This window comes from Pedobacter sp. (assembly GCF_035317785.1).
Classification (GTDB): domain Bacteria; phylum Bacteroidota; class Bacteroidia; order Sphingobacteriales; family Sphingobacteriaceae; genus Pedobacter.
The window spans coordinates 1-14353 of sequence record NZ_DATHGC010000206.1 but is presented as its reverse complement, the minus strand read 5'-3'; the positions used below and the strand labels follow the sequence as shown (position 1 = coordinate 14353).

12 protein-coding genes are annotated in these 14353 nt (G+C 44.6%); 2 read left to right on the top strand and 10 right to left on the bottom strand.

Going from position 1 to position 14353, the window contains the following annotated elements:
• From VK541_RS12360 to VK541_RS12335, 6 genes are all read right to left on the bottom strand, one after another.
• A partial coding sequence (locus VK541_RS12360) for a PQQ-dependent sugar dehydrogenase (protein WP_324370488.1) occupies window positions 1-976 on the bottom strand: 976 nt, incomplete at its 3' end.
• 12 nt (window positions 977-988) lie between these two features.
• Complete coding sequence (locus VK541_RS12355; RefSeq protein ID WP_324370486.1) at window positions 989-1897, bottom strand: sugar phosphate isomerase/epimerase; 909 nt, start codon at window positions 1895-1897, stop codon at window positions 989-991.
• A gap of 149 nt (window positions 1898-2046) precedes the next feature.
• Window positions 2047-3801 carry a hypothetical protein gene (locus VK541_RS12350; protein WP_324370484.1) on the bottom strand — a complete coding sequence of 585 codons (1755 nt, stop codon included), beginning with the start codon at window positions 3799-3801 and terminating at the stop codon, window positions 2047-2049.
• Window position 3802: 1 nt separating this feature from the next.
• Window positions 3803-5611 (bottom strand): hypothetical protein, encoded by a 1809-nt coding sequence (locus tag VK541_RS12345; protein ID WP_324370482.1) that lies wholly within the window; start codon window positions 5609-5611, stop codon window positions 3803-3805.
• A gap of 8 nt (window positions 5612-5619) precedes the next feature.
• Window positions 5620-7383: an alpha-L-rhamnosidase C-terminal domain-containing protein gene (locus tag VK541_RS12340; protein WP_324370480.1), complete on the bottom strand. Its 1764-nt coding sequence runs from the start codon at window positions 7381-7383 to the stop codon at window positions 5620-5622.
• 27 nt (window positions 7384-7410) lie between these two features.
• A complete protein-coding gene (locus tag VK541_RS12335; protein ID WP_324370478.1) occupies window positions 7411-10662 on the bottom strand; it encodes a glycosyl hydrolase in 3252 nt (1083 codons plus the stop codon).
• A gap of 192 nt (window positions 10663-10854) precedes the next feature.
• Here VK541_RS12335 and VK541_RS12330 point away from each other — a divergent pair, with 192 nt between their 5' ends.
• Window positions 10855-11103, top strand: coding sequence for a hypothetical protein (locus tag VK541_RS12330; protein ID WP_324370476.1), 249 nt, complete (start codon window positions 10855-10857; stop codon window positions 11101-11103).
• Window positions 11104-11167: 64 nt separating this feature from the next.
• Here the strand turns inward: VK541_RS12330 and VK541_RS12325 are convergent, their stop codons facing one another.
• The gene (locus VK541_RS12325) at window positions 11168-11908 is read right to left on the bottom strand and encodes a 3-oxoacyl-ACP reductase family protein (RefSeq protein ID WP_324370474.1); all 741 of its coding nucleotides are present in this window, start codon (window positions 11906-11908) and stop codon (window positions 11168-11170) included.
• Between the two features lie 94 nt (window positions 11909-12002).
• On the opposite strand from VK541_RS12325, the gene VK541_RS12320 reads away from it, so the two are divergent.
• Window positions 12003-12374 (top strand): winged helix-turn-helix transcriptional regulator, encoded by a 372-nt coding sequence (locus tag VK541_RS12320; RefSeq protein WP_324370472.1) that lies wholly within the window; start codon window positions 12003-12005, stop codon window positions 12372-12374.
• Here VK541_RS12320 and VK541_RS12315 read toward each other — a convergent pair.
• From VK541_RS12315 to VK541_RS12305, 3 genes are all read right to left on the bottom strand, one after another.
• A complete protein-coding gene (locus VK541_RS12315) occupies window positions 12371-12865 on the bottom strand; it encodes a DinB family protein (RefSeq protein WP_324370470.1) in 495 nt (164 codons plus the stop codon). The two genes, VK541_RS12320 and VK541_RS12315, sit on opposite strands and share 4 nt — an antisense overlap.
• A gap of 100 nt (window positions 12866-12965) precedes the next feature.
• Window positions 12966-13589 carry a competence protein gene (locus VK541_RS12310; protein ID WP_324370468.1) on the bottom strand — a complete coding sequence of 208 codons (624 nt, stop codon included), beginning with the start codon at window positions 13587-13589 and terminating at the stop codon, window positions 12966-12968.
• A gap of 273 nt (window positions 13590-13862) precedes the next feature.
• The coding region (locus VK541_RS12305) for a VCBS repeat-containing protein (protein ID WP_324370465.1) at window positions 13863-14353 on the bottom strand (491 nt) is incomplete at its 5' end.

Here is a 14353-nt window from a genome sequence, read left to right as displayed (position 1 = left end):
CACCAGATTCCTTAGTAGCAAAGTTATAGTGGCGGTAAGCTTCCTTGCCGTTGAAATACGGCCAGCCATAGTTGCCTGCTTTTTTGGCAATGTTGAATTCATCATAAGACTTTGGCCCTCTCAGGTCAGATGAATTTGAGCCATCCGGACCAACTTCACCCCAGAAAAGCCAGCCATTTTTGCTGTCTATTGTCAACCGCCACGGATTTCTGTTACCCATAGTATAGATCTCAGGACGTGTTTTCGGAGTGCCCTTAGGAAACAAATTTCCTTCAGGGATAGTATAGCTGCCATCCGGTTCAGGGTGTATCCGCAGGATCTTGCCCCTCAAGTCATTGGTATTTCCTGAAGACTTTTGTGCATCACGCGGGCCTTCTCCCGGGCGCTCATCAATTGGTGTAAACCCATCTGATGACCTCGAGAAAGTATTGTCTCCTGTAGTCAGATAAAGGTTCTTGTCTTTATCAAAGAGCATACCCCCGCCTACATGACAGCATTCTTCACGCTGAACGACCACATCCAGTACTTTCTTCTCTGTAGCCATATTCAGCTTTCCCCCAGTCCATATGAATCTGGAAAGTCTGTTTACCGACTCCTCCTTCGGAGAATAATAAATGTAGATCCAATGGTTCTTTACATAATCAGGATCAAGGATCACGCCCTGTAATCCATCTTCACCCTCAGAATGTTCGCCGCTTTTGCTTACATATTCTCTGCTGACATTGAACTCAGCAATTACCTCCATCTTGTTGGTTGCAGGATCATAGAGCTTTAGTTTTCCTTTACGCTCAGCGTACAATACTTTTCCACCATCAAGGATCTGAAATTGCATTGGTTCTTCTAATTTTTGCTGAAGTACAACTTTAGTAAACCTGTTTTCATCGGGTTTGGCTGCAGTTTGTCCGTTCGCTATAAATGCCGAAACCAACAACAGCGAAAGTGCTGTTATTGGTTTCCATAATGATAACTTAATCATGTGTGTGTTTTACTAGTTGGTTTTGGTTATAAGGTCACGGAAATTAACAACGCTGGCGGCTACATCTGCACTGTTACTTTGCCAGTTGTATTCGTATTCTGCGGAGATCGCTCCTTTAAAATTTTGTCTTTTAAGCTCAGCGATAACAGCAGGAATATTGGAAACGCCTTCACCCCAATGTACGTCATGACCACCTTTGCCTTTTTCATGAAGATCTTTCATGTGTGAGTGCAATACATGGCCTTCCAGTTTTTTAAGACATGCTACAGGATCCAGTCCTGAACGCACCCAGTGACCTATATCCGCACATGCGCCGATACGTTTACTTTGTCCTTTGATGGCGTTTAATATAATATCAGGGTTCCAGTAATGTGAAGGATCCGGGTGATTGTGTATCGCCACATTGATCTGGTATTGATCAGCTAATTTTGAAAGCAAAGGAATATCTTTTTCATTTGGTTCCGAAGTGATGGTATGAATGCCCATCGCTTTACAGAATTCAAACAATTTAGTCCAGTCAGCCTCATTACCAGCACCTGTCACGCCAAACGCAACAACTTTAACGTTATTCGCTTTCAGCATTTCCAAGACCGCTTTCCGTTTTGCATCGTCCATATCCGGCCCCATTGTTCCTTCTATGCCGCCGCCAATTTTTTGACCAGGAAATGCTTCCACATATCTCAGGTTACAACTGTCAATCTTTTTTATCGCTTCGGCGAAAGTAAACAACCTGAAAGTATAAGCCTGAGATCCAAGCTCCCATCCCAGTTTGCTTTCAGGGTTTTTGGCAGCTGAGCCACTTTTATTAGAATTCATGCTTTTACAAGCACCCAGGATAAGCAGCAAGCATAGTCCTGAAAAAATTTTACGGGTGAAGTTCATCGGTTTAGGTGTAGTAATAGTTTGTGTTGTAAAGTTCATTTGTGTGAAAATTTGGTTATTGCTGAAGGTAAAACTATCGATTATCATTTATGTCCAAATGGATAAACTGAGTAAAAGAATGGATATTTAGCTCCTGCGCTACTAATATAGAACTTTTAAGACAACACGCAACCTATGTAATACAAATATTAACTACCTGATTTATAGCAATAAAACGCTCGTCCTGCCGGGGCAGCGTCTCCATTTATCCAGAAATCCATGATGTCATTGTCCGACTTAGTGTTATCTTGACACTTAAAGCCAAAATTTAGCACCTCTTTTACCCCCAGCAGTACACGCGGGACCCTCAGTTCCAGCTGGTTTGATTTTACTGCATAGTCCAGCTCACCTGCAGCTCCCCAGTTCCAGGCGAAATCCGTCTTTTCTAAATACGCTTTTTGTTTAGGGGCGGTTCTGTTGATGACAAAGTCATATCCTTCCCAGCCGGTATTCTTGTCCATATCAATATCGATAAATATGCGCATCCAGGCAGGATCTGTTCTGGGAGACAACGGCGCGGCAGTTTCGATGTAGAAGTAGACATAGTCTTTATCCCTGGCCACCTTTGCCGCGACGATGTCATTACGGCCGCTGTTGTTCACATAATGTAAATTTCCCCATCCCGGATTGTCGCGGTGCAGGGTATTTCCTTTGTAACTGCTGTATTTAGGTAAAACGCCCTCCCATTCTTTGAAGTTCCCGTCGATGGGGATGCTGACAGGACCTGATACCTTTTGAGGTTTCGACATCCCTTTAAACCTACGGATATTGCTGATCATCTGGTAATAATAATTATCACCATGCCCGCCTTTCATCATTTCAATGTCCCTGCTGCTTTCCTGATCAAATTCATCAGGAAAAGCATTGGTTTGCTTTCCCCATAATTCTGCGCGACCGGCTATCCACTCATTCCACCCGGTGATGAAGATGAACTCCGGATCAATCTCCAGTGCCCTGTCCCACTGCTCCTGAAAATTATATCCATAATTTACAGCTCCGGGTTCGTTGATCTGGCCTTTCTGACTCGTATAGCTTCTGCCGAAAGAACCTGGAGCATTCATTGCTGTCAGTCCCCGTTCTTTCGACCAGTTTTGTGCTACGCCGACAACAGCCTGCTCAAAACCTTGACCTGTTTTCACAAATCCGTGTTGAGGATAGACTTCCAGCCAGCCCCAGTGGTCTTTTCTTTCAGGCCCTTTATCGTAAACAGGCTGTCCCGGACGAAAAGTAAAGAAATTGCGCATTTCAGTATCGCCGGTTATTTCCGGGTAGGCCATGATCAGCGGTTTCCCCTTCCAGTTGAACCACAAATCTCTATACAGACCCTTTCTATATAAATCGTTATAAAGTGCTGTGATAATTTCTTTTGCACCGGCAGAAGGACCGAAAGGCAGCATAAAAGCAATCTGAGGACTCTGTACCCCATCCTTTCTGGCTTTGGTAAACACTTCACAGAGTTTCGTATAAGACTCCTTCCAGGTGAAATTTCCATTGGTACAATCAAAAATGATCACATCCACGGCCGCATCTGCAAGCATTTCGGCGTGTTTACGCAATACCCACTCGTCTGTATTTATATAATATCCAAATAACGGTTCAGCCCAAAACCATGGACTGTTCTTCTTTGGCCAAATGGGGTTATTATAATCTTCTTTTGCCTTAGGATCGCGGGCAAGGTATTCTGTGGTATTGTATGGCGCATTGTTTTTGCTTTGCTGTGTATGCCATGTCCAATAGAACAGTCCGACAAATTTGTCTTTCTTTAAGTCACCAACTTCTTCATAGGTGGGCAATTTCCTTCCGAGAGCATCAGTGGCACCGAAACCGGAACCTGGAGATTGTGGATAACACTGCAAACCCACTGCTGCAAAAAATATGGTGACTAATACCCTCACTGCTCTCATCCTACTTTCCCTTGAAAATGTACCTGTACTTAAACCTTCCGTTTGGCGCAGAATCGCCTTTATCCAAAAAATGCATGACATCCCCATCATCAGGTGTATTGTCAGCCCATTTAAAATCTATAGAAAAATTCTTAGCGGTCAGACCCAAAGTCTTTCTGGGCAGCTTCAATTCCATTTCATTGCCCGATACCGCATATTTTATATTCATTGCTGGTTTCCAGCTCCAGCCTCCGCTGCTGATCAGCAATGCAGCAGCACCTGCATTTTTTGGTTTTTGATACGTCATAAATTGAAACCCCTCCCAGGCAGGTATGTCCGCTCCGTTGATGCCAATAAACAGACGCATCCAATCCGGAGAATTCCATGAGGTAATGGCTGAAGCAGTCCTGACGTAAAACGAAATATAACCCCTGTCTGTCGCAACTTTTGCCTCCACAATATCATTCCGGCCGGTGTTATTAACGTATTCTTTGTATTTGCCCCATCCAGCGTGTTTACGGTGAAAAGTGTCCCCTTTATCATCGCTAAAAACAGCTTTCACGGGTGTCCAGTCCTGGAAACTTCCATCTATTTTGACCTTATTAATTTCAGTATATACCGGCGCCGGCGGGCTTCCCTTAAACTTTCGGATATTGCTGACCATCTGGTAATAATAGTTGTCATTAAAACCACCTTTCATGGGTTCTCCATCCCTGCTGTACTCCTCATTGTACAGATCTACAAAATAAGTCTCCCCTTTTTTGATTTTTTTACCCAGAAAATGACTGGCGGCGCCATCATCAAAGCGCATGGCCACCCATTCGTTCCAGCCGGTGATGAATACAAATTCAGGATCGACCGTCAATGCCCGTTCCCACTGTTCCGCAAAATAAAGGCCCTCACCGGAGCGCTTCACTTCAGGTTCCCTCCCGTCATGAAAACTGCGACCGATGTTGGACATCGGATGTTCAGCAATACTTACACTGATCTGCTCCGGTTTATCAGGTGATTCATGCCATCCAAAAGACTGCGGTGTATGGTCTACCCATGTCCATTTATCTTTACCATCACCAAACCATTTTTGCCCTTTGCTCCATGCCCAGGACTGCCTGATGGTAAAAAAATCTTTCACCTGATCATTTTGACCTTCAGGCGGAGCCAGCAACAGCGGTTTTCCCTTCCAGTAAAACCACAGGTCTTTAAACAAGCCTTTCGAGTAGATCTTGTCGTAAAGTCTGTTGACCGTCGCTGTCGGATTAGAATTTGCGATAAACGCAATGGAGGGTGTCGAAATGCCTGCTTTGCGCATGGTATTATAGGTTTCAGCAATTTTAGTGACCTGCGGCAGATATATTGCCGCATTGGTCACATCCAGTATGAGCACATCCACACCTGCATCGGAAAGCATTTGTGCATGTTTCCTGATGATCCATTCATCGTCCAGCAGGTAATATCCAAAATACGGCTCTCCCCAGTGATGGAAGGCATGCAGCGGACCATACCTGGGCTGATCAGGATCTTCCTTCAGTAGTCTACTAATGTCATAGGGGCTAAGTGTATCCGAAGGCTGTTTTGGCATTACACCTTCACCAGCTACACCCCCGCTATGCCTGTCATAGCCATGGGCACCCTGCCAGATAAAATAAAAGATCCCGACGTATTTGTCCTTCCTGATCCTGCCGCTACCAGTTTCGACAGACCTGCCCAAGGCGTCTTTGGCAACCCAGGTGTCCGCCCCGGAAGATGAGCGCAGCTGCCGGGATTCATTCTGACCGTAAACATTCAAACACGCCAGGCCATACAGCACAACTATTGCCAGTGTCCTTCTCATCACCAGCTCTAATTGTTTCTGATGATCTTAACCTGCTTTGGCGCCTGTATATCTGATTTAACCTGCCCGTTTGCCAGTTTGGTGTGCCTGATCTTCACCACTCCATAAGGTGTCGGAAAGCTGCCTTCCGCAAACTTAAGATCACCCAGATGCGGTTCAATTTTAAGGGTTTTGCAGCCTGCTTCCATCACCTTGACACCCAGCACATGTTCAGTAAGCCATGACGTAGGCCCGGAAGCCCAGCCGTGCGACAGACTGTGGCGGAAGCCGATATAGCAGTAGGCTCCGTAATCGCCGTGGATGTCTTTTTTGCCTTCGGGGACCAATTCATCAATACGACCGGTATTAGGCAGCCAGTCCATATTAAAATCTTCCCAAAAAGTAGTGGCTCCTAAGTCCAGCATTGCGCCCCAATAAGTTTTAATGATATCTATAGCGCCCTGGTAATTCCCTGCTTTGGCCATAGCCTGCAGCATATAATAGCCATAAAAAGTAGAAAAGTTTTTAGCACCCCCCTCAGAAAGCACTTTATTTGCAGTCTCATCAGAGATCATTCCTGATAAAGACAACAGGGCTGCAGCTTGTTTAGAACCATTGATGTCCGGTACATTCTTCTTCATGCGTTCAGCTACTGCGATATATTTTGCGGCGGATGCGTTGTCTTTCAATATTCCGCATATTTCAGATCCCGCGTTTAAGGTAATGACCATCAATGCCTGTAAACCGGCATGAATAGCCGGTTTATTTTCACTGGATGGCCAGTCCAGGAACCTGCCGTCCAGCGTTTCGCTGTTCTTGTCGTCGATCTTAGTGATCAGCACGTCCAGCAGTTTGGTCATGTATTCCTTTTGCTCCTTTAAGTATTGCAGGTTGCCATTGAACCTGTACAAATCACGGTGAATAATGACCCACCACATCGAGTAAGCACTAATGCCATTCATCCACTGATTGGTTGGTGTCGCGTCCCTGATCAGGTCCAGACTTTTCGGAACCACTTCATTGTAACCAAATACATTACTGATAGTTGTCACTTCCGGGTGCATATCACCCACCCAAACCAAACGGTCGCGTTTAATGCCATCCCATAGATATTGCTGCATGTTCAAATGCACCGTATAAGCACCTGTTTCCCAGATCTTATTCAAACGTTCATCACTGCTTTTAAAGGAACCCAAATAAGGAATATCCCTGTAGACAAATATCGCACGAACCTCTTTAAGCAGCAATTCAGAATTGTCATCTACCAGGTCTATCCGTACAAACCGAAAGCCTGTATTGCCTATTTCCAGCACGCCCAGCCAGGGCACGTCGACTACAAAATCACGGATGGCGTGATCATTGGTAGCTGTAGCTTTCCCTCCTGTTTCAGACATCGTTTCAGCAGCAGACTCACCAAAGCGGACACGGATCTTGACAGGCCCGTTCTTTTTCATCATGCCGGTTACGATCTGTAAGCCGCCCTGCAGTTCCTTTCCAAAGTCAAGCATAAGCCCTCCTTTTTGTTTGTCGTCGCTCAGCAGTGTAACCATGTCCTTATTGATCAGTTCGCCCTGTCCGTTACCCGGTTTCAGTAGATTTTTGGTATCTTTGACATACTTACCAGTTTCATCAGACTGCCACAAGACACGCTGCGGGCTCAGGTAAACCCTCGCACGCTTGTCTATTTCCATGCCCTTAGGCTTTTCCTTAAATACTGGCGGCAACTGCTGTGCGCTGATCTTTTGTGCGATACAACAGATCAGGATAATTAATGGCAAAAATTTAGGTTTCATCTATATGTGTGCTATTGGTGTTTAATGTTAATACTTCAAAGACTTAATGGTTACCGGCCCGCGTAATCCGGAAGGTTCCAGCGGGCTGGCCGACTTGTACGGATTGTCCCCCGACCATGTTTTTCTTTCAGAAACAGGTAGTTTACTGTCTCCGATCAAGCGGTTTACCCAGGTGTTGACCACCGAGATCTCTACTTCATTACTTCCGTTTTTCAGGGCACTGGTCACATCCACATGCCATGGATAAGTCCAGACGCCGCCCACATCAATCCCGTTCACTTTCACTTTTGCCATGACCTTTACATCACCCAGCTCCAGGAATAGGCGTTCATTTTCCACAGCCTTGATTGCAGAAAAGGTATTTTTATAGACGGCAGTACCTGAATAATATTTGATGCGTTCATCATCATGCCGGGTCCAGTCCATCAGTTCTTTGAAAATAACGGGCTCTTTAGGGCCTCTCATTTTATCGTGATCAAAAGTAACTTCCCATGGTGAGCTTAGGGTACTTACTATTTTACCGGCCGGGAAATTTACATGCCCCGCGCCAATTGAAGATGCCGGTTTTCTGAACACAATGAATGCACTTTCCAGCGGGCCTAATTTCAAAGGCACTATTGTGGCACTGCCATTAGAGGTATATTCGGGCAGCATGCGCATTTTGCCAGTCACGGCGTCCCAAAGTTCAGGTTGTCTGGCCACTACCCGGAATGAAGGAGTTACATCAATCTCCTTTTCACTCTGATTACTAACAAAATAGATCTCTTCATCTGAAGTATTTCTATGAATGTACAATACGGGAGATTTGTCTTTAACATGGAAATCTGGAATGAGCTGAAGTTCATCCAGAGCCGCCTGCATGTCCATACCGGCCATTACCGTTCCCTTACCAAACTTACCCGATTTCACATTCAGGCCATCTACGCTGCCCCATAATTCAGCAGCCAGCTTTTGTACTTCTGCATCGGCCGAAGGAAAAGCGGCAAGACTTGGCGAGCGCTTTGGCGCAGGTCCTAATATATGCATACCCTGGGCGACAAGATCTTTTATTTTCCTGAGCAGTTCAGGGCGCATCGTTTCCAGTTTAGGCAATACCAATAACTTGTAGCTCATCCCATCGGGCAGTACCATTTTACCATCCTGTACTTTTACCCGGCCCTTGATGACCTCGGCATTGATGTAGTCAAAAGAATAGCCCTGCGGCAATGCAGGATCAGTAATTCCGGTCATTTTCGGGGCATCCTCCCCGATAAAATAAGCCACATCAGCTACATACAAACCCTGCTGCAGCATGAAATTGGTTCTTTTCAAATAACTGGTGAATAGGTCAAGATAGCTGAACCACGTATTGTGCCGGTTAAATTCATTACCAAAATTGGCATTGATACCCGGTACAATGTCATCCGTCGGCTGCTGGATGTAAACATGCAGCAAGGTGTTGTTTATGCCCTCAGTAAAGAACCTGTCACCCCGTTGCTTCATCATATATGGATATCTGGCATAGGTCTTTCCTGCAGCAGTAAAGGATTCTGCAGAGACTTTAGTCTTCCCGTAAATGTGGGCAGCAGACGATGCGGCTCTGTTTTCTATATTGCCCAGTTCGCCTTCACTCCAAAATTCGCCGCCTATCTCATCCGACTGCCCGCCATATTGAAGGAACTCCCCGGGGAAGCCCCAGTGACCATAATTTTCCAGCCAGGTATGCAAACCGTATTTGTGACTGATCTCTCTTAATCCGCCTACATAATCATAGGCCACGCGGTCTGCAATAAAGCGCCTCAGGTCCCAGAGAAAACGGTCAGATTGCTCAGCACTGCCCACTACTTTCCCATCCATTACCGGAAGGTAAGGAAGTGGATCGTAGCCGTAACTGGCTTTAAACTTCTCTATCAGACCATCTGTCCAGTTCTGCCCTCCGGTTTCATAACTATCCTGGACGGCAACCTTCCAGGTCTTTCTGTCTGCAGCCGGTACGCGCCGGATGATCTCGCCAAGGAAGGAGTCAAAATGGCTGGCCACGTGCTCCTTACTCATTTTATCCACTTCAAGTCCAATACCTTCAGGCGAAGCCGGGCCGTTTTTTACGCCAGTCGGCAACATGCCCGTCCTCATGACCACCCATTTGCCAGCAGGTACATTCCAGTTTAATGTTCCATCAGCACTCATTTTATCGGAAATGTCGATGACAGTAGAAGGATCGATGACCAGGTCCTCTTGGTCAACTACCGGCTGTAAAGGCCACTGGTATTCATGCCAGTATGGCAATGGTGACTGGTACATCTTAGCGAGTGTCTTTTCTGTAAAGCTTTCGATCACCGGAGCAGCAGATATTTTTAGTTCAGCTACCCCGAAATCTCTCGAAGTGTCTTTGAATAAGACCCTGAATACCTTACCAACAGTAGTCGGAATAGATACCGCAACAGGACCATAAGGATCAAAGCCTACATTTAAATTGTCATTTCCCCTGTCAATATTGAAAGTTTTTACTGTTCTGAAGCTTGCTCCGTCTTTGACCTGGATTTCTCCTTTTGCATTTAGTCTTTTGTGAGCGGGATAAACCACTACGCTTCTGGCCGTAAAGTCTTTATCAACTTCCAGGTCAAAATTTACTGCCTCAGCCCTTGTCATTATGCTGGTGTTTTGATCGCCATCAATCAAGGCGTCTAAGGAAGCTGTCCTGAGGTTTGAACTGAGTTTAGGTTTCAGCTCAGCAATCGTGGTTCCATCTGATTTTCCGGCTTTAAAAGCAATAACTCTCACATCCTGAAAATCACCAGCAGGTTTGTCCAGTATAGTACTGAGCCTGATCGGCCCTTCAATATACCTTTCTGTCGATTTCAGGTACCGCATGGCCTGGGCAGGCTTAATCCATGGACCGCCGGACTGGCTCCAGCCCGGACTGTTAAAGATCCCGATCTCTATATCCAGTTCAGTGGCTGTTTTTAATGCAGTATGCATAATGTCCCACCACTCTTCGCTAAACAGTTTTACTTTTCCGTAGGGTGTGGTTTCATACCCGATATTCCCTATAAAAGCCCTGTTGATCCCTACACTTTTCATGGCATAAAGGTCCTTTATGACCCCTTGCTTTGAGATGTTGTCAGACATCCAGTACCAGTATACACTCGTCTGAATGTTTGCCGGCGGATTAACAAAACCTGTTTGTAAGGCAGATGAAGAATTATTAACCGGTTTTTGCTGTAAAGACTGACGCGCGGAATTACACGCTGAAAATAAGGAAATAAAAAAAAGTAAACCTATGCCGTGTTTCAAGTTCATTAATTCGTGTTCATATTTGGTTTTGCCGGAATAAGATCAACCCCTTTGGTTTTACCCGTCCCCGATGCGACTAATATAGCACAAACCTAAAAAAGCAGCATCCTGTACTTACCTGCTTACAGTCAATAAATAATATACTAATCATCAGAAAATAGCAGTATTTTTATACTACAGACCATTAAAAAACATCAAATGGGAAAATACCAGCAAGAATGGAAGCAACGGCTCCGGGATGATGAAGCGTTTAAAGACTGGAAGGTCAGAACAAGTGGCGGTGATCTTTTGATACGTGTACCAGAGGATACAGATATGGATGTATTGAAACTTCAGTTCTCTGAAGTCATATCCCCGGTTGCTCCTTTGATAAAGTCGCCCAAAACAACACTCAGATTTTATGTGGGCAATTCAGATGAAACTGATTTTATATTCACGTTGAATTAACGAACAAACAGACGGTGTTTCAAAATCGCCTGTTTGTTGGCATCAGAACAACTGACAGAATGCTTTAAGCGTTTAAGCCGCCATCAATTGTAATGGCAGTTCCTGTTATAAATTTACCTTCTTCACTCGCCAGAAAAGTGACAAGCCCGGCAACATCATCACCTGTTCCATATTCTGCCAATGCCATCCTGCCTCTCAAGAAATCTGCAAGCTCAGTATCTGATGGGTTCATGTCCGTATTTATAGGACCAGGCTGCACCAAATTTACGGTAATGCCTTTTGGTCCCAGATCCCGCGCCAGTCCGCGTGTAAAACCGCTAAGTGCTGACTTACTCATGGTATATAGCGTAGTTTGCTGACTAACCGCATTATCGGCCATGTTGCTTCCTATAGTAATGATCCTGCCACCGGCCGGCAGGTATTTAACGGCAGCAAGCGATGCTGCATATACCGCACGCACATTAACTCCCATTAGCTGCTCATAATCATCAAGAGTATGCTCCTCAAAAACTTTACCGATATAAATCCCCGCGTTGTTCACTATAATATCAACTTTTCCGAATTCTGCTACGGTTTGATTAACTGCATTGATCACCGCTTGCGGATCCGCACTGTCTGCTTCAATTGCCAGTGCGCGCCCACCATTATTTTTGATTTCTGATGCAACAGCCTCCGCTTTGTCAGGAGATTTTGAATAAGTCAGTACAACACTTGCACCTTCTGAAGCAAGTCTTTTTGAAATGGCTGCACCCATACCCCTGCTTCCACCGGTTACAAATGCTACTTTGTTTTCTAAACGTTTCATATCTATTTTTTATAAACTATGATCAAAAGTAAGACCCTATTGTTATATTTGCAGGTATGCACTAAATTGTTAGGTACTAACAAATAAGTAAGAAATGAGAAAAGAAAGCTCTACGAATACTTTTAACGAAAAGCAGATCATGGACAGTTGCGGCATGGCCTATTCCTTGTCCATTATCGGCGGCAGATGGAAGCCCGCCATCCTCTGCAGGCTGTCACATCAAAAAATGCGCTACAGTGACCTTAAGAATTCCATTGAAAACATCTCGGAAAGAATGCTGATTGCGCAGTTGCGCGAACTGGAAGCCGACCAGATCATAAAGCGTACGGTTTATCCGGTCGTCCCGCCCAGAGTTGAATACGAAATGACCGATCTGGGTAAAACTATGGAGCCGATGCTCAGCGCCATGTCAGATTGGGGAAATATGCACCGGAGCGTTACAGAAAAAGAAGTTGCAGAAATTTAACTTCGTTCTTCCGGCTTCACCAGCTTGATCTGTCCGATATGATAGGCAATATGATTTGCCCGGTTGAGCAAAACACTCAGTTTATTTCTTGTAGGATCATTCTCAAAATCCTGATCTGTCATTGCATTGTGCTTTTTGAACCATTCTTCTATGGGCAGTTCGTCAAAGAACTCCTGAAGCTTGCTGTGCACGGTTTTCCACAGCTCCCTGAGTTTAGCTACCGAAGGGACAACAGCATCTTTGTCATCTGCATTTTGCAAAAAAAGAGAAAACAACTCCGGAAATGTTCTTTTTCCAAATCCCAGCGTTTCTTTAAGTGCATCATGATAAGCAATAAAATGACCATACAGGTAGATGATCCGGTTTTTACCGGGAGCGACTTCCTTATAAAACTCTGCTTCTGTATAGCTGTTAAAAACCTGCTCTGCTCTTGCAATCTGAGTATTCCAGCTGTGAAGACCCATTTTTACAAATATTTCTGACTGATCCATGCGATATAATTAGTTCATAAAGATGATAATCTACAGATGATATAAAGTCTGTAATAAAACACGAAATTGAAATTGACAAGTTTTTGACTGAAGAATGTTTTTAAAGGCCCATTGTGTATTGTTCGATAAAAGACTTTCTGGGAATCATGTGCAAATAAGCATAATCTCCGTTGAGTTGTTTTCGCTGTTTCAGCTGGTAAAGGAAATACCCGCCAAGGTCAACAATGATCGGGAATCTGGCCTGATACCATACCCGGTGCGGATGCTTCCAGCAAAATGAATAATAATGCGAGGTCAGGGGCACATCCTTTATTTCCCTGTGATAGAAATTCAGCACTTTCGGCTTGCCTCTGCCAAGGATCAGATCAGACTTTCTGATCATGGAAAGGTGATCGGTATGGCAAAATTCGTATCCTGACAGCCTTGGGTCATCCACATCAGGCAAGCTTTTCAGAATTCTGAAGCCTTTAAATTTCTTGCCATTGAGTATCCAGACCAATTTTGGATAAAACAACTCCCTGCTTTTTAGCTCTTCCATACAGATCGGAGAGTTTTGAAACTCAAGAGCAGTACCGCAAGGAGTATGTACATCGGCCCTGTGAAACTGGCTCAATTTCTCATCAAAAAAACTGACTTCACGATAAGAAAGCGGAAAGGCTTTCTTCCAGTCACGGTGCCAGGGTGTTTCACCAGGATAAAATCTTAGGTTAGAAACTAAATCCATTTTTTGAGATCTGCATCAATATTCTTCAGCAGGCCGCAAAATTATACTAAAATCATTAGCAATCAAAAAATTTCAAATATTATCAATTTATTGATTAGAAATGAAAAATATTATTCTACCCGGGACTTTTGAACGGCGCACCGTGCGGGTATTTCTCCAATAAATTAATCTCAGTATCGGACAACATGTATAGCTATAGGCGGATAAGACACATTGCAAGTCCTTGTCATACCTGAACACAATCCAAAGACATATAGGACAGCATCTACTTATTTAATACTTCCCCTTTGATCCTTTGTTCCAGAAAATAAACGTACCCCTGTTGGTAGAAGTCACAATGTCAATCTTACCATCTTTATTCAAGTCAGTGGCCAGCACATCTGAGCCCGCTCCTGAGCGGTTATGGATCAGTTCTGGTACAAATTCAGCACCTCCAGGTACTTTTGGATTGCGAACGGTACGGTACCAGTACAGCACCGGCGGGCCATAGGGATCCGGATCCAGATAAGTATCAACATGTGAGAAATAGCGTTTTCCAACAACAAAATCCAGGATCCCGTCGCCGTCCACGTCGGCAAAAGTAGAGCCATGCAATTCGGAAAAAGTAACATCACCAGCATTTTTTGTAGAATAATCGTCCATGATCATGTGGCGGGTGAAGGAAATCTTGCCGGCAGCATCACTCTTCTGCTCATACCATGCGAGGCCAAATCCATGGGCATTCAAGCTCGTAACCACCTCATTTAGTTTATCCCCATTGACAT